This window comes from Mesobacillus maritimus (assembly GCF_019749255.1).
Classification (GTDB): Bacteria; Bacillota; Bacilli; order Bacillales; family Cytobacillaceae; genus Mesobacillus_B; species Mesobacillus_B maritimus_A.
In genome coordinates, this window is sequence record NZ_JACWFH010000013.1 from 40,933 (window position 1) to 58,058 (window position 17,126).

Here is a 17,126-nt window from a genome sequence, read left to right on the forward strand (position 1 = left end):
GAAATAGAAGGGGGTTCCCCTTCTATTTTGAATTTATTCGATTGCAAAGATAAATGGATAAAGTGGCTGCCCACCATCATGAAGCTCAACTTCAACATCCTCAAATTGCTTTTCTAGGAATTCAACTAGGCTATCAAGATCTTCTTGAGTTGCGTCTTCCCCTTTGAGGATGGTAAGGATTTCTGAATCCTCATCAAGTATATTCTCCAATAATGCTGTTGCTGCTCTCACTTTATCTTTATCCTTTAAGATAATTTTCCCTTCAGCTATGCCCATGAAATCGCCTTTTTCAATCTCAAGACCATCAATACTTGTATCACGAACAGCATAGGTTAGTTGCCCTGTTTTTACGTGTTGCATGGCATCTGTCATTACATCTTGGTTATTTACTAAATCTGCTGATGGATTAAATGCTAGGAGCGCAGTCATCCCCTGCGGAACTGTTTTAGAAGGGATCACTAGAACCTCTTCTTCAGCCAATTCAGCAGCTTGTTCAGCTGCCATAATAATATTTTTATTATTTGGCAAGATAATGACTTTCTTCGCATTTGTGTCCTTAACAGCTTTAACAATATCCTCAGTACTTGGATTCATCGTTTGGCCGCCTTCAATCACAACACTTGCTCCGATGCTCTTGAATAAGTTCCCAATACCCGCTCCCATTGAGACAGTTACAATCCCATACTCTTTCTTCTCTTTGGATACAGGTGCAGGAGTCTGTGCAGGCTCTCCAACAATATCAGAATGCTGTTGACGCATATTCTCAATTTTCATGGAGATAAGACTTCCATACGACTGTCCATAGGTTAATACTTCACCAGGACGCTCAGTATGCACATGGATTTTTGCTACTTGATCATCAGAAATAACGAGGAGTGAATCTCCATATTCACTTAAGTCCTGACGGAAATCATCCTCAGAAAATGGTCGTTTCCCTTCAAGCTTAACCATGAATTCAGTGCAGTAGCCAAATTCAATATCTTCTGTATTGATATGTCCTTGGACACTTTTATGATGTTCTGCATTCACCATATCATCCATTGTTTCGATAGCAGATGGTCCCTCTGGAAGTGCTTCGCCTTTAAGAACAGCAAGGAATCCTTCATAAACAATGACAAGTCCCTGTCCACCACTATCAACAACCCCTACTTCTTTTAAAACTGGAAGTAAATCAGGTGTGCGATTTAATGATGCACGCGCCTCTTTCAAGACTTCCTCCATCAAGATGACAATATCATCTTGATTCTTGGCTACTTGAACTCCTTTTTTAGCCGCATCTTTTGCCACTGTTAGGATTGTTCCCTCAACAGGTTTCATTACGGCTTTATAAGCAGTCGTTACACCAGCATCAAGAGCCTGAGCAAATTCCTTGGCAGTTATTGACTTCTTTTGTTCAATTGCTTTCGAAAAACCACGGAATAACTGGGATAAAATAACCCCTGAATTTCCTCTTGCCCCCATTAGAAGGCCTCTTGAAAGAGAGGAACCTACCTTACCGATATGTTCCTGGACATTATTTTTAACTTCCTTGGCACCGGACGTCATCGATAAATTCATGTTTGTACCGGTATCGCCATCAGGAACAGGGAAAACATTTAACGCATCCACCATTTTAGCATTGGCTGATAGGTGATTGGCTCCTTGAATGACCATTTCTGCGAAGCGTTTTCCTTCTAGAACTTTAATTGACACAAATCTTTCCTCCTCACTAAGGTCGTTCACGAACTTACGGGTTCGTTACTCGAACTCCCTGAACGTAAATATTAACCGAGTCAACCGCAAGTCCAACCGTTTGGTTAAGCGTATATTTTACTTTTGATTGAACTTGATGGGCAACTTCAGAAATTTTCGTTCCATAACTTACAATAATATACATATCAATATGTACTTCTTCGTCTTCCTGACGAACGACTATCCCACGCGAAAAGTTCTCTCTGCGTAGCATTTCAGCTATTCCATCTTTCAATTGATGCTTAGAAGCCATTCCAACAATCCCGTAGCAGTCAACAGCGGCACCACCTGCAATTGTAGCGATAACATCATTTGATATATCGATTTGTCCGAACTTTGTTTGTAACTCTATGGACATGGTCGTTCCCCCTTTGGAATATTGCTAATAGACTATAGCTATTTTACTATAACCGCAATGATTTTGAAAGTCATTCCATCCCACCCTTATTATAGAGCAAGATTTATAAGGTTATGTCAAGGTTTTTTTCTTGATATCCTTTCATCAATAGTATTGCAATCCAAATATTTGTGTGATAAATTATTAAAGTATGTTTGACTGTCAGAAACACGGTACCACAAATTTATTCAGCTGTTCTGACGAAAAAATGCATTTTTGCATCGAAATAGTATTAGCTTACGTAAGTAAGGAGGGAAATAAACATGCCACGTAAATGTGTTGTAACTGGTAAAGGAACTCGTTCAGGTAACGCTCGTTCTCACGCTATGAACGCTAACAAGCGTACTTGGGGTGCTAACCTACAAAAAGTTCGCATTCTTGTTGATGGAAAGCCTAAGCGTGTTTGGGTATCTGCAAGAGCTTTAAGATCAGGTAAAGTAGAGCGCGTTTAATTATGAAAAACTTCATCGTATGCCTAAAGCAAAGTGATGAAGTTTTTATTAAAAAAGCATCCTTTATAGGGGTGCTTTTTTAGTTTTCGTCATAAAAATAATAAATAAAGCACCCGTTTTGTGGGTGCTCCATTTTTTATGATTCCTTTTTTGTCTATTTATCCCTTTTTAAAAGCTCCTAACATTGCCTTGACAAGACCACCTAAAACCCTTGGCAGTTTAATAGTATAGAATTTCATACTGTCCCTCCTCACTGTCCTTAAAACCAAGCTGAAGAATTTTCGACTTTACATTATATTCAGGAAAGAGAAATAATTGCTTAACGCAGAAGACATTTCAATCAATCACTACTTCTTACCACCATTAATATGCCTTCTGTAATAGAAAAAGTACCAGAACTACTTAGGAGTTCATTACTAATACATAGTGTGGAACCAAGGGAAATATGCCTATTGCTCAGTGAGTATTTAAAACCTTCCAGCGTCAGACCTGTCACCTCGGGGGTAACCGGAATAAAAGAAATAAATTTTTTTTCAGGTAGTCTCTCAAGCTGATGACGCCCCGGACCTTTAACATAAAGCTGATTTTGACGGTCAATGATTTCGATATGGGTGGGTAAATGTTGAAGCTCTGCTTTTAACAACATTTGGACGTTCCCTAAAAAATGATCCAGTCTACCTCCAGTAGCACCAAACATCTGGATTTTAGTCGCCTCTTTAGTTAGCGCCCAATTTAGGGCAAGCTCCATATCTGTTTCATCTTTCTCCGGCTTGTATTTGCGTAAATTTGCCACCTTATCTTCAATTAATGCCCATTCCTCCCGTGAGACAGAATCGAAATCACCAAAGGCATAATCGGGAGTAATTCCTAAAGTTAGGAGCGTGAATACCCCTCTGTCGACTCCTACCCATACACAATCCTTCCCACCGAAGCGCTGAAGGTCAGGAAGAGCCTCTACAGGGCCACCACCTAATATATTTATAATCAAAATTAACACCTCATTCATGGCTTAATAATGTGTTTCTAGTTTGCTTTCACCAACACAAAAAAGGAACTGAACAAAGAAGTCAGTCCCCATTTTTACTTACCTTTTTAATGCTGCAATCGCCTTGCCTCTATCTTTCTGATTGTAAACCGCAGACCCTGCGACAAGAACACTAGCACCAGCTTCGGTGCAAAGTTTTGCCGTTTCTTCATTAACTCCCCCATCTACCTCAATATCAAGATCGAGATTGCGTGAAAGGGCCAACTCTTTTACCTGCCTAATTTTTGGCAAAACAGAATGAATAAACTTTTGTCCGCCAAAGCCTGGATTAACAGTCATTAATAGCACCATGTCGACATCATCAATGATTGGTAGAATCGACTCCACTGGTGTAGCTGGGTTGAGCACGACCCCTGCTTTTACTCCAAGTTCTTTAATATGGTGGATAGTCCTATGCAAATGCCTACACGCCTCTACATGGACAGTAATATAATCAGCACCCGCCTTCGCAAAGGCATCAAGATACTGATCGGGGTTTTCAATCATTAGATGAACATCCAACGGAAGGTCCGTGATCGGACGAATTGCCTCAACAACTAGTGGTCCAATGGTAATATTGGGAACAAAATGTCCATCCATCACATCAATATGGATAAGATCCGCTCCCCCTTGCTCCACATCGGTTATCTCCTTACCCAACTTAGAAAAATCAGCTGATAATATCGAAGGCGCTATTTTAACCATACCTAATACCTCGGCTTTCTATCTTTAATTTCCTGCAAAAAGTCCTTGTAGTGTTGATAGCGATATTCAGGAAGTTTCCCTTCTTCCACAGCCGCTTTCACCGCACACTTAGGTTCACTAATATGCAGACATTCACGAAATTTACAATCTTCACTTAATCTTGCAAAGTCTGGAAAACAATAATTTAGCTCTGCAGGTTCAATTTCCGTAAACTCTAGCGAACTAAACCCAGGAGTGTCTGCAACTAATCCATGGTTTCCGATTTTGATTAATTCCACATGCCTCGTCGTATGCTTCCCACGACCAAGATGATGAGAGATGCCACTTGTTTTCAGTGCCAATTCTGGTCTTAACGCATTTAAAAGGGAGGATTTCCCTACCCCAGACTGCCCTGCAAAGACGGATATTTTCCCCTCAATATAGGGAGAAAGTTCCTTAAGACCTTCTTCCGTTTCAGAAGAGGTAAAGATTACTTCATACCCAGCGTTTCGATAGTCCTCTGCATACCGTTCAAGCTTGGTGAGTCCATCATCAAGGAGATCCACTTTGGTTATACAAATCAATGGACGAATTTGATTATATTCAACAAGGACCAAAAACCGATCGAGAAGTGCAGTACTAAACTCTGGTTCAACAGCAGAGAAAACAAGAATTGCTTGGTCTACATTGGCAATAGGTGGCCGGACTAGTTCATTTTTCCGATCCTTTACTTCCATGATATAACCATCGGTTTTATTTTCTGCTTGATAGACGACTTCATCACCGACTAGAGGAGTAACTTTATTCTTACGAAATACCCCCCTGCCTCTGCATTGTACAGTTCCCTCTTCTCCGAGAACATAATAGAAACCGCTTAACGCCTTGATAATTTTGCCCTGCGGCATAGCATCACTCCTTATCATCAATAAAAAACATTTTTCCCTCTAGGCTCTTTTCTCACAAATATTGTTGCTGTTGCAGATTAAAGACCATGATTTAATCTCAATTCTGATCAATAAAGGAAACTTAATTTTGAGAAAAGAGCTTGCAACCATATTTAAAACATCAATCTGTAATATCGACTTCTTAATTTTAGCAACAATCTTTACAAAAACACTTTATTCATTTTCTGGATAAAGAACTTCATCTTCAAGGATTACATTCCCATTACCGATTACGCGAAATGCTGCTTTTTCACCCGGCGCAATCCTAAAGGTTAGCTTTCTAGTTGTGGTTTGAGTAATTTCAAACTCGTCTGCCGGCACGTTTATGCTATGCTCCATATCTTCAATAAAGATTTGAACCAACTGTGGTTCTCCATTTAAACTTTCATCATAGACAATCCCAATTTCTTCTGTGACCTCTTTAGGTGGGAGTTCTTCCTTCCCTTTAGAAATGATCACTTTAACTTTGTTTCCTTCTTTCAATTGTGCGCCGGCCTTAGGTTCTTGTGAATATACCAAGCCCTTATCGACACTTTCGTTGAATTCCTCAACTATTTCATACTCTAGGTTATTGTTTTTGGCGTAGTCTTCAAAACTTTTAGCGGTATAACCGCTTAAATCAATCAAGGTAATTAATTCTGGCCCCTTACTAACGGTAAACTCAACAACCGTCTCACTAGGAACGACTGATTCACCTTCTCCTGGGTATTGTTCAATAATGGTACCAGGCTCACTATCATCGTATTTTTCAATCTTGATAATATCTTTAAAATTAAAGTTTTCATTTTCTAGTCTGCGAACAGTATCCTCATACATCCTGCCTTGATAATCGGAAAGCTCAATTTTTTCCTTTCCAAGACTGATATACAAATCAATTTCTGTACCTTCTACAACAATTTTCCCAGCCTGAGGACTTGTTCGAATGATTAAGCCTTCTTCAATCTCTTCATCACTGATTTCCTTCTTTTCCCCAATGACAAACCCTGAAGCCAAAAGGTCAGATAAGGCATCGTCTATCTCCATGCCTTCAACATCTGGAACCGCTATTTCTTTAGGTCCAAACCATTCAGGTCCCTTCGTTACAAATAAATAGCCTGCTATAACAAGAAGCACAAACAATGTGGTTAAAAGAATGGGCCATTTCTTTTTACTCTTTTTCTTTGGCTTTTTCTTCTTCTTTTTCTTCTGCTTTTTACTAGCACTTTCTTCTTCGTCCTGATCTAACTCTTCTTCCTTTTCTTCCCCATGGACCATTGTTTTATCAAGATTCCGATATGGACGTTCATTCGTTATGACTGGAATCGCCTTCGTTGCTTCATCGTCCTCTGGGATTACAAATTTGCTTTCGTTTAGTCGATCATCATCAAGAGCTGACCTTAAGTCCTCTTCCATATCATAAACATCATTGTATCGATGGAACGGATCCTTTGCCGTTGCTTTTAAGACGATGTTTTCGACACTTTGTGGAATAGTTGGGTTCCACCTTTTTAATGAAGGGGTTTCAGATTGCAAATGCTTGAGGGCAATAGAAACTGCCGACTCACCTGAAAATGGGAGCCTTCCGGTTAATAACTCAAACATTACAATTCCTAGTGAATATATATCTGATTTTTTATTGGCCATTCCACCGCGCGCCTGTTCAGGTGATAAATAATGGACTGAACCTAGCACAGAATTGGTTTGGGTAATACTAGTCGCACTAAGAGCCATTGCAATTCCAAAATCGGTAATTTTCACGTTCCCTAGATCATCCATTAAAATATTATGTGGTTTAATATCCCGATGGATGATATGGTTTTGATGGGCATGAGATATGGCCGAAGTTAATTGCTTCATAATATCCAAGGTTTTTTCCACTGGAACTGGAGCCTTTTGCTGTATGTATTGTTTCAATGTCTGCCCTTCAACATACTCCATAACAATATAGTATAAATTGTCATCTTCTCCGACATCATAAATACTGACGATATTTGGATGAGCAAGACTTGTGGCCGATTGGGCCTCCCGATGAAATCTCCGGATAAACTCATCGTCATTAGCAAAGTCTAGCCTTAACATTTTAACAGCAACATCTCGATCAAGAATCATATCATGAGCAAGATACACATTTGCCATGCCCCCGCCACCAATTGTGCTGAGGATTTTGTATCGGCCACCGCTAATTCTTTTACCAATCATCATGTGCTCACCTGCCTTCTACGACGACATCGGAGTATTCTACAATTGCGAGAGTGATATTGTCCTCTCCGCCATTTTGATTGGCAAGTGTCACCAAATTTGACGCCTTCTCATCTAAGGTCCCACTCTGAGTAAGATTTCCCTTAATTTCTTCCTCTGTTACCTTATTTGAAAGACCATCCGAACAAAGGAAAAGAAAATCTCCTTCCTCAAAAATGATTGTCTTCGTATCCATGGCCACCGTTTCCTCAGTGCCAAGGGCTCTTAATAATACATTTTTACGCGGGTGATGTTCAGCATCTTCTCTTGAAATTTGCCCTGTTCTTACTAATTCATTGACAAGTGAATGATCTTCAGTCAATTGCTGAAATCCAGCCTCATTTAAGATATATCCCCTACTATCCCCAATATTGGCAAGGGTTGCAAACAGGTTCGTGCAAATTGCTGCAACCACGGTTGTCCCCATGCCTTCACATTCGCTATTTTTCTTTGAGTGTTCAAAGATTACCTGATTCACTTCGACTATTTTGCTTCTTAACCAATCTTCTGCCTCTTCGGCTGTCTCTATTTTATCGGTATTAGCCCATTCAGTTTCTAAGAAATGAATGGTCATTTCACTTGCGACATCTCCGGCGCGATGGCCGCCCATGCCATCGGCTACGACGGCAAGGAACTGACCTTCTTTGTTTGTAAAAATTCCACCATTATCTTCATTATGGAGCCGAACCTTTCCCTTATCTGTTTTGAAAACAGCGTTCATCCTCTCACCTCGTCTCTTCCTGCCGCTCCTTCGCACGTAACTGGCCACACGCGGCTTCAATATCATGTCCTTGTTCACGACGAATGGTCACATTTACTCCACGGTCTTTTAAGGCTTTCTCAAATTTAAAAATTTGTGCTTTTGGTGTTCTCACATAATCACGTTCTGGTACATAATTGACAGGAATTAAATTGATATGACACTTAATTCCTTTGACCAAATTTGCCAATTCCTCTGCATGTTCAACCTGATCGTTAACATTTCCAAACAAGCCATATTCAAAAGAAATCCTTCTGCCTGTCTTTTCAATATAGTAGCGAACAGCCTCCATGAGATCGGGTAGCTTATATGCACGGTTGATGGGCATTAGACGGCTACGTAACTCGGAATTAGGAGCGTGAAGAGAGATGGCAAAATTAATTTGCATATCCTCATCAGCAAATTGATAAATTTTAGGGATAATGCCGCTAGTAGACACAGTAATATGTCGTGCCCCAATGTTTAGCGCCTTCTCATGATTAATAATTTTTAAGAAAGAAAGCATAGAGTCATAATTGTCAAACGGCTCCCCAATTCCCATGATAACCACAGAGCTCACTCGCTCATCGGTTTCATCTAAAACCTGCTGGACCTTCACTACTTGAGCAACAATTTCTCCAGCCTCTAAATTTCTTTTTAACCCTCCAAGTGTGGATGCACAAAACGTACATCCAATTCGGCAACCTACCTGTGTCGTGACACAGACCGAATTTCCGTATTCGTGCCTCATTAGAACGGTTTCGATTGATTTGCCATCCTGAAGCTCAAATAAAAATTTAATTGTTCCATCTGAGGATGTTTTTTGAATAATCGTATTTAGGGTCGTTAAAACAAAGCTATCCTCTAGTTGGTCTCGGAGTGATTTAGAAAGATTTGTCATATCCTCGAATGACCCTACTCTTTTTTTATAAAGCCAATCGTATATTTGTTCTGCTCGAAAGGCCTTGTCTCCTTTAGACACGAGCCATTCCTTTAGCTCTTCAAGCCTAAGAGAATAAATGGAAGGCTTTTCGGGTTCATATGCTGTTGTTTTTCTTTTTCTAGTTGCTGGTTGTTCCATTTTTAGTCCACCTTCCTTTTTAAACAAGCGATATAAAAGCCATCAGAACCGAAATCCTGTGGAAGGATTTGCAGTTCAAAGTCATTGATCAAAGGACGAACGGCTTCAGGCATTCTTTCTGAAAACGCAGGATTGCCTATATAATCAGCTTGTTTTTGTAAAAATAATTTTACTGTTTCTTGATTTTCCTCACGGTCAATGGTGCATGTACTATAAACTAGGGTGCCCCCTTTTTTTACCAACGGAGCGACAGCTTCAAGTAAAGCTAGTTGAATTCCTTGAAGTCTCGTTAGATCCTCTTCCTTTTTTGTATATTTCATATCTGGCTTTCGGCGCATAACACCTAATCCTGAACAAGGAGCGTCAAGTAATATACGGTCAAACGACTCTGCTTCAAAATGCTCTTGAACGGTTCGGCTGTCTAAGCTTTTTGCCTCAATGTTTTCAAGACCAAGACGAGCTGCATTATCTTTAATTAACTTCACTTTATGCTCATGTAAATCAAGAGAAATAACTCTCCCGGAGTTGTCTAGTTTTTCAGCTATATGAGTAGACTTTCCACCTGGTGCTGCACAGGCATCCAGAATGCTCTCCTCTTTTTCTGCCCCGAGAGCATAGGCTGCAAGCATTGAACTTTCATCCTGAATCGTTAACATCCCATACTTGAACGGTGTTGAAGAGGCTAAATTGCCACGAAGGCATTTTATCGCTTCAGGAATGATTGGACTTGGTTCAACAGCAAACCCTTCTTCCTCTAATAACGTTAGACACTCTTCCACTGAAATTCTCGTCACATTCACCCTTGCTGTTTGCAAAGGTGCCGTTAGATTAAGTTCACACATCTCTCTTGTCTTTTCCAAGCCTAACTGACTGACCCATCTTTTGACAAGCCATTCAGGGTGACTTGTTTCAATCGCTAGCCGCGCGCTAGGGTCTTCAATGCTGTCCAATGAAGGAAGTCCATCCCTTTGAACACTCCTTAAAACGCCGTTTACTACACCGGCAATTCCTTTATGACCTCGTCGCTTAGCAATTTCAACGGCTTCATAAATAGCTGCCCTTTCCGGAATTCGATCTAAATACACCATTTGATACAAGGTCAACCGTAGTAACTGTAAAACCCAACCTTCTAGTTTGCGGCTGTTTTTAATAAATGGTTTTAAGAAAAAATCGAGGGTTAGCTTCCGTTGTAGTGTTCCGTACACGATTTCTGTTAGTAGCCCAATATCTTTCTTATCTATTTTATTTTTTTCAATTGCATCATTGAGCAAAAGATTGCTATAGGCTTGATTTTTTTCAATACTTTCCAGGAGATAAAGTGCAACCTCCCGGACATTTTTTTTACTGGCCATGATTCTCTCCTAACTTCATACCAGCTTCAATCTGAGATCCGGCTCCACGGAGAAATTGTCCTGCATCCATCCGTTTTTTCCCGGCAGGTTGAAGCTCTGTAACTTTAATGCCTGTTTGGTCACCACTTGCGACCACAAACCCGTCATCCTCTATCGAAAGAATTGTTCCAGGTTCAGCGCCAACAGATACTTTTAGTTTTTCTGTTTTCCAGATTTTTAAAACAGATCCGTTAAGAGTACTGTACGCAACCGGCCAAGGATTCATCCCACGTACATGGTTATAAATCTCTGTACCTGTTTTGCTCCAATCAATTTTCTCCTGCTCGCGTTTGATATTCCAAGCAAAAGTCGCTTCCTCATCGTTCTGTTTTATCGGAGTTAGTTCTCCATTTAAAAGCTTTGGAACACTCTCTGACAACAGCTTTGCTCCTGCTTTACTTAATTTATCATGAAGGGTCCCAACATTATCATTTTCCTCAATTTGAACTTCTACCTGTGTTAAAATATCGCCGGCATCTAGTTTCTCAGCCATGTACATGATTGTAATCCCTGTTTTCTCATACCCGTTGATAATCGCATAATGGATCGGCGCTCCACCACGGAGTTCAGGTAGTAGGGAAGCATGGACGTTAATACACCCAAACTGGGGAGCCTCTAAAAGCTCTTTTGGCAAGATTTGCCCAAAAGCCGCTGTGACAACAAGGTCTGGTTTTAAAGATAGAATTTTTTCCAATTCATCTTTCTGGCGAATTTTCTCTGGCTGAAAGACAGGAATTCCTTGTTTTACTGCCTCCACCTTCACTGGCGGAGGAGTCAACACTTTCTTCCGACCAACTGGGCGATCTGGTTGGGTGACTACAGCTATGACTTCATAGCCATCGTGGATAAGCTGCTGCAGGACCGGGACTGAAAAATCAGGGGTACCCATAAAGACGATTTTGGTCATTCTTCGTTCAACTCCTCTAATTCTTTTTCATCTAAGTATTTGCTTACTTTAGAAGTGAACAAAATGCCATGGAGATGATCAATTTCATGTTGAATGGCTCTCGCTAAAAAGTCCTCAGCTTCCATCTCATAGTATTTCCCTTTTCGATTTTGGGCCCGTACTTTAATTTTAAAGGCTCTGGTCACTTCACCAAAAAGCCCCGGAAAGCTAAGACAGCCTTCTGGTCCTATTTGATTTCCAGTACTTTCTATAATTTCTGGATTAATCAATTCAATTGTCCCATGGTGATCATCCACATCAACAATCGCAATTTGTTTATCTATATTAATTTGCGGAGCAGCAAGTCCTACTCCATCAAACTCAATCATGGTCTCATACATATCATCCAGGAGTTTCGCTAACTTTTTGTCAAAAAGTGTTACAGGTTTGCATTCCTGTTCTAATATCTCAGCTGGATGCATTACTATCTTTCGAATCGCCAATTTTGTTCCTCCAATATTCAATTACTTGGTGCTTCTCTTTCCATGTTTCCACAAAATAAATAAGTTCCATACTATAACATTAGGCGCTTTTCTTAAACTTTTTTGCTTTAGGAGCTAATCGCCAATTGATTTTAAGCAACCTAACTCATATAAAACTAAATTGATAACAAAGAGCCTACGAACGTATTTAAAGACTATTAACTAGCTATTCTTTCGTTAAAATCAGCTATTGGGTGTTTAACGAATCACATTAAAATGTACGGATTTAAATCCATTGAAATTTGTAGACTTCCAGTAGTGGTTTCCTGCTGGTAATGATCAAGAATGGCTTTTAAAGCGGTTTTCAGCTCTGGTTCCTTTTTGTATTTTATCAAACATTGATACCGATATCTATTTTTGATCCTAGGGATAGGGGAAGCTACGGGTCCAAGGACAACAGCCTCCTGAGAAAGCCTGGAGGTGACAAAACGGGTGATTTTTTCCGTTACGGAAACAGCCTTCATTAGCTCTTCATGGCTAACCGTAATAAGCGTAAGGTAATAGAAGGGTGGATACTTATGGATTTTCCTTGCCATCATCTCCTGGTTGTAAAAACGATCATAATCCTGAGTACCTGCCAGTTCAATACTATAATGTTCAGGGGTATATGTTTGAATTACCACTTCACCTGGAAGCTCATGACGTCCGGCTCGTCCACTTACTTGCGTTAATAGCTGAAACGTTTTTTCTGAAGAACGCAAATCTGGTAAATGAAGCATCGTATCCGCACTCAAAACCCCAACTAGAGTAATATTCGGAAAATCTAACCCCTTGGCAATCATTTGCGTACCTAGTAAAATGTCTGCTTCTCCTTCTTGAAAAGCATTTAATAACTTTTCGTGCGACCCCTTACGTCCAGTTGTATCTACATCCATTCTGATAACCCTGGCCTCGGGTAGTAGCTTCGTCAGTTCTTCCTCGACTTTTTGCGTACCTGTCCCGAAATAGCGTATATGTTCGCTATTGCATTCTGGACAAATCGTTGGTACCCGTTCTTCATGACCACAATAATGACATTTCATAAGCTCCTGGAAGCGATGGTAGGTAAGGGTAATATCACAATTTGGACAGTTCACAACAAACCCGCAATCCCTACACATTACAAATGAGGAATGTCCTCTTTTATTTAGAAAAAGCACGGTTTGCTCGCCTTTTTCAATCCGATCTTGCAGTTTTTCAAAAAGCACACGCGAAAACATTGACCTATTGCCTTCACGCAGTTCTTCTCTCATATCAATAATTTCAACTGAAGGTAACGGTTGTTCATTCATTCGACTCGGCAAGTTAAGCAAGGTGTAGACTCCTTTTTGTGCCCGGGCAAAGGACTCAAGAGAAGGGGTAGCACTTCCCAGTACTACAGGGCACCGGTGAGTCGCTGCTCGCTTAATCGCCACATCTCGCGCATGGTATCGAGGGTTCTCCTCCTGCTTATAACTTGTTTCATGTTCTTCGTCAATGATGATAATTCCCAGATTTTCAAAAGGAGCAAAAATCGCCGAACGTGCGCCAACAACGACCTTGACCTCACGCCGCTGAATTTTTCTCCATTCATCATATTTTTCACCTGCAGATAACCCACTGTGCATGACTGCGACTAAATCCCCGAATCGTTCTTTAAACCGCTTGACCATTTGGGGAGTTAACGCAATTTCAGGAACAAGAACGATTGCTTCTTCCCCTTTTTCAAGAACACTTTGAATCGACTGGAGATAGATTTCTGTCTTCCCACTTCCAGTAACGCCGTATAATAAGAACACTTCATGACGTTCTTCTTCAATTGATGAGAGGATTGGCATAATCGCCTTTTCTTGTGCAACAGTAAGAGGTAGAGGTCCCTGACGTTTAAACTCCCTTTCAGCATATGGGTCACGGTAAACCTCCATAAATTCCTCACTCAGGATCCCCTTTTTCACCAATGCTTTCACAGATGCCTGTGAGACACCTGTATCTCCTAATAAGGTTTTTAGTTCAACCGGTCCAGTGTGGTCGAGAAAAAACGCTAATACCTGCTTCTGCCCTTTTGCTTGTAAGGATAGGTTCTCTATTTCAACTGTAAGCTGCGGCCGACCCAAAAGGGACTGGATATGTTTTACCTTTTTTTTCCGAACTCGATCCTTTACTTGATAAATAACCTCTACATATCCACGTTCCGCTTCCTGCTTTAACATTGAAACAAGCCCTCTGTCTACGACCTCTTGCCAGGTTGCTTCCTTTCCGCCCATAAACAAAGCTTTCGTTTCCTCTTGAAGCAACTCCCACTTTACATGGGCAGCCAAAATAACTTTTTTTTCATATTTGGCTTTCAAAGCGGCTGGAAGCATCACTTGAAAAGCAGAAATTTTGTAACACAACGTATGCTCAGTTAACCAGTCACCAAGAGTAAGCAACTCTTTATTCAACACTGGCGTTAAGTCTAGTGGTTCCACAATTTGTTTTAACTTTTTAAAATCCGATTCTGTTTTAAGGCCCGTGACAAACCCCTGTATATTACGTGGGCCAAATGGAACATTCACTCGAACTCCTGGAACAATTACATTTTCAAGATGTTCAGGTACAAGATAATCAAATGTTTTGTCTGTCTGTTTTGCCGGTACATCTACAATGACACTGGCAATTCTCATTTCAACTCGTCCTTCTTAAGTTGTTTCGCAACCTCTGTCAACAAATGGGTGGCTACCTCTGTTTTCGTCATTAATGGGAGGTTCACCTGACTCCCATCCTTTTTGAAGATCGTGACAATATTGGTATCCGTCCCAAAACCTGCACCTTCTTGTTTGACATTGTTGGCCACAATCATATCGGCATTTTTCTTGATTAATTTTTTACGAGCATATTCTTCTACTTGATCTGTCTCAGCTGCAAATCCGATTAATAGTTGCTGCTGTTTCTTTTGTCCAAGTTCAAATAAGATATCCTTGGTTCGTTCAAGCTCAAGGCTTTGCCCACCATCTTGTTTCTTCATCTTGTTATCATACGTTGTTTTAGGACGATAATCTGCGACCGCTGCTGTTTTAATCACGACATCAGCATCATCAAATTTTTCAAAAACGGCCTGATACATATCTTCCGCACTTTCTACGTTAATCGTTTCCACACCTGCTGGAGGGGATAGCGTGACTGGTCCACTTACCAAATAAACATTTGCGCCTAACCTCTTTGCTTCGGCTGCAATTGCATATCCCATCTTTCCTGTTGAGTGATTTGTTAAAAACCGAACAGGATCTATTTTTTCTCTGGTTGGACCTGCTGTGATAACAATTGTTTTCCCAGCTAATAGTGTTTGAACAGGCTTGAGTTTTTCACTTAGCAATTCAACAATGGTTTCAGGTTCTTCTAGCCTACCTTTCCCTACATAACCACAGGCCAGATACCCCTCTCCAGGCTCTATAAACTGATAGCCAAAATTTACTAGTACCTTCATATTTTTTATGACTGCAGGGTGGTCATACATATGTACATTCATTGCAGGAGCGATCCAAACAGGACAGGTTGCCGCAAGGAGGATCGTAGTGATCATATTATCAGCGATCCCATTTGCAAGTTTCCCAATTGTATTTGCTGTTGCCGGGGCAACTAGAATGAAATCGGCCCAGTCAGCTAAATCGATATGGGCGATCACCTTTGGATTTTTTTCATCAAAGGTATCTGTAAACACCTCATTACGAGACATCGCTTGAAAGGTTAGAGGCGTGACAAACTTTGCAGCAGATTCACTTAAAATGACTTTTACTTCTGCACCGGCTTGGGTCAATTTGCTTGTAAGCGCAACTGCCTTGTAGACAGCAATTCCCCCGGTCACACATAGCAAGATTTTTTTCCCATTCAGCATTCATAGTACCCCCAATGGCTAACTTGACTTCTAGTTACATTATGATTGAATCTGTTTATTTTTTCATCAATAAAAACTAGGTATTTCTCGAAAACTATAAAATAGACTTGAATTGTTAATTTCCGCCAAAGACCCTTTAGCTATTCTTGTTTGTCTGCAGCCAAAGGCGGCTGTTGATTTACGCACCAGGCACGAGCGGTTCGCGGGCGTGATGGGGAGCCTCCTCGGCGCATAAGCACCTGCGAGGACTCCACTGCTCCGTACTTCCACAAGAGTCTTCGTGCCTTCCGCTCCAATCAACTAAGAAAACAACATTGTGCTTAAACACAGCCAATAAAATAAAAATAACAACCTAGAGTAGGTTGTTATTTGGCTGCATATGTGTCTTCCTGACCAGCTGTTGTTTTGAAATGAAGCTTTTCAGCGTGAATCTCTTCAAGCGCTTTGCCGACATACTTATGAGAAACATATTTATCAAGCAGTGTGTTTTGTTGAATTTGCATGTTTCTCGCACGCTTTGCTGCAACGGATACTAATGAATATTTTGAATCAATCTTTGTTAACAATGAATCAATGGATGGATAAAGCAAATCAATCGACCTCCAACATTTTTTTATAACGATACTGAACTCGTTCTCTACGACAGTGCTCGGCAACAACAATGGATTTAACTCGCTCACAAGCTAATTCTACTTTATCATTTTCGACCACATAATCATATAATTCCATCATTTCCAATTCTTCACGAGCAGCTTTCATTCGACCTTTAATGAGGTCCTCTGTTTCAGTTCCTCTCGTGACAATTCGATTCTCTAATTCGGAAAGGCTCGGTGGCGCTAGGAAAATAAACAAACCCTCCGGAAACTTTCTCCGAACTTGACCAGCACCTTGAACTTCAATCTCTAGAAAAACATCCTTGCCTTCATCGAGTGTCTTCCTTACATAATCAACAGGAGTGCCATAATAGTTGCCTACATATTCTGCATATTCAAGCAACTGATCGTTTTCAATCATTTCCTCAAATGCTTCTCTAGTTTTAAAGAAATAATCGACTCCATCCAATTCCCCTTCTCTTGGTTTCCTCGTTGTTGCTGAAACCGAATATTCAAAGGCGGTATCTGGTTGGGAAAAGATTTCTTTTCGAACCGTTCCTTTTCCAACACCAGATGGACCTGAAAGAACGATCAATAATCCTTTTTCTTGCATTTA

17 protein-coding genes are annotated in these 17,126 nt (G+C 40.5%); 1 reads left to right on the forward strand and 16 read right to left on the reverse strand.

Going from position 1 to position 17,126, the window contains the following annotated elements:
* Positions 1 to 33: 33 nt before the first annotated feature.
* A complete protein-coding gene (locus H0185_RS12535; RefSeq protein ID WP_221873842.1) occupies positions 34 to 1,692 on the reverse strand; it encodes a DAK2 domain-containing protein in 1,659 nt (552 codons plus the stop codon).
* Between the two features lie 34 nt (positions 1,693 to 1,726).
* A complete protein-coding gene (locus H0185_RS12540) occupies positions 1,727 to 2,089 on the reverse strand; it encodes an Asp23/Gls24 family envelope stress response protein (RefSeq protein ID WP_221873843.1) in 363 nt (120 codons plus the stop codon).
* A 302-nt stretch (positions 2,090 to 2,391) separates the two neighbouring features.
* Here H0185_RS12540 and rpmB point away from each other — a divergent pair, with 302 nt between their 5' ends.
* A complete protein-coding gene (gene rpmB, locus H0185_RS12545; protein ID WP_121609299.1) occupies positions 2,392 to 2,580 on the forward strand; it encodes a 50S ribosomal protein L28 in 189 nt (62 codons plus the stop codon).
* Positions 2,581 to 2,738: 158 nt separating this feature from the next.
* On the opposite strand, the gene spoVM is transcribed toward rpmB, so the two are convergent.
* The 14 genes from spoVM to gmk all read right to left on the reverse strand — a co-directional run bounded on the left by spoVM (position 2,739) and on the right by gmk (position 17,123).
* Positions 2,739 to 2,819, reverse strand: a complete 81-nt coding sequence (gene spoVM / locus H0185_RS12550; protein WP_221873899.1) for a stage V sporulation protein SpoVM — start codon at positions 2,817 to 2,819, stop codon at positions 2,739 to 2,741.
* A gap of 101 nt (positions 2,820 to 2,920) precedes the next feature.
* Complete coding sequence (locus tag H0185_RS12555) at positions 2,921 to 3,571, reverse strand: thiamine diphosphokinase (protein ID WP_221873900.1); 651 nt, start codon at positions 3,569 to 3,571, stop codon at positions 2,921 to 2,923.
* 93 nt (positions 3,572 to 3,664) lie between these two features.
* Positions 3,665 to 4,309, reverse strand: coding sequence for a ribulose-phosphate 3-epimerase (rpe, locus tag H0185_RS12560; protein ID WP_221873844.1), 645 nt, complete (start codon positions 4,307 to 4,309; stop codon positions 3,665 to 3,667).
* Between the two features lie 2 nt (positions 4,310 to 4,311).
* A complete protein-coding gene (gene rsgA / locus H0185_RS12565; protein WP_221873845.1) occupies positions 4,312 to 5,193 on the reverse strand; it encodes a ribosome small subunit-dependent GTPase A in 882 nt (293 codons plus the stop codon).
* A 213-nt stretch (positions 5,194 to 5,406) separates the two neighbouring features.
* Positions 5,407 to 7,413 (reverse strand): Stk1 family PASTA domain-containing Ser/Thr kinase, encoded by a 2,007-nt coding sequence (gene pknB / locus H0185_RS12570; protein ID WP_221873846.1) that lies wholly within the window; start codon positions 7,411 to 7,413, stop codon positions 5,407 to 5,409.
* Between the two features lie 4 nt (positions 7,414 to 7,417).
* Complete coding sequence (locus H0185_RS12575; protein ID WP_221873847.1) at positions 7,418 to 8,170, reverse strand: Stp1/IreP family PP2C-type Ser/Thr phosphatase; 753 nt, start codon at positions 8,168 to 8,170, stop codon at positions 7,418 to 7,420.
* Between the two features lie 4 nt (positions 8,171 to 8,174).
* On the reverse strand, positions 8,175 to 9,269 hold the full coding sequence (gene rlmN, locus H0185_RS12580) for a dual-specificity RNA methyltransferase RlmN (protein ID WP_221873848.1): 1,095 nt from the start codon (positions 9,267 to 9,269) through the stop codon (positions 8,175 to 8,177).
* Between the two features lie 2 nt (positions 9,270 to 9,271).
* Positions 9,272 to 10,621, reverse strand: coding sequence for a 16S rRNA (cytosine(967)-C(5))-methyltransferase RsmB (rsmB, locus tag H0185_RS12585; protein WP_221873849.1), 1,350 nt, complete (start codon positions 10,619 to 10,621; stop codon positions 9,272 to 9,274).
* The gene (gene fmt / locus H0185_RS12590; protein ID WP_221873850.1) at positions 10,611 to 11,567 is read right to left on the reverse strand and encodes a methionyl-tRNA formyltransferase; all 957 of its coding nucleotides are present in this window, start codon (positions 11,565 to 11,567) and stop codon (positions 10,611 to 10,613) included. The genes rsmB and fmt overlap by 11 nt, the downstream gene beginning before the upstream one ends.
* Entirely contained in the window at positions 11,564 to 12,049 is a 486-nt protein-coding gene (gene def / locus H0185_RS12595; RefSeq protein WP_221873851.1) for a peptide deformylase, read from the reverse strand. The genes fmt and def overlap by 4 nt, the downstream gene beginning before the upstream one ends.
* A gap of 245 nt (positions 12,050 to 12,294) precedes the next feature.
* Positions 12,295 to 14,709: a primosomal protein N' gene (priA, locus tag H0185_RS12600; RefSeq protein WP_221873852.1), complete on the reverse strand. Its 2,415-nt coding sequence runs from the start codon at positions 14,707 to 14,709 to the stop codon at positions 12,295 to 12,297.
* A complete protein-coding gene (coaBC, locus tag H0185_RS12605; protein ID WP_221873853.1) occupies positions 14,706 to 15,917 on the reverse strand; it encodes a bifunctional phosphopantothenoylcysteine decarboxylase/phosphopantothenate--cysteine ligase CoaBC in 1,212 nt (403 codons plus the stop codon). The genes priA and coaBC overlap by 4 nt, the downstream gene beginning before the upstream one ends.
* 365 nt (positions 15,918 to 16,282) lie before the next feature.
* Positions 16,283 to 16,507 (reverse strand): DNA-directed RNA polymerase subunit omega, encoded by a 225-nt coding sequence (gene rpoZ, locus H0185_RS12610; protein WP_221873854.1) that lies wholly within the window; start codon positions 16,505 to 16,507, stop codon positions 16,283 to 16,285.
* A 1-nt stretch (position 16,508) separates the two neighbouring features.
* The gene (gmk, locus tag H0185_RS12615; protein WP_221873855.1) at positions 16,509 to 17,123 is read right to left on the reverse strand and encodes a guanylate kinase; all 615 of its coding nucleotides are present in this window, start codon (positions 17,121 to 17,123) and stop codon (positions 16,509 to 16,511) included.
* Positions 17,124 to 17,126: the final 3 nt, after the last annotated feature.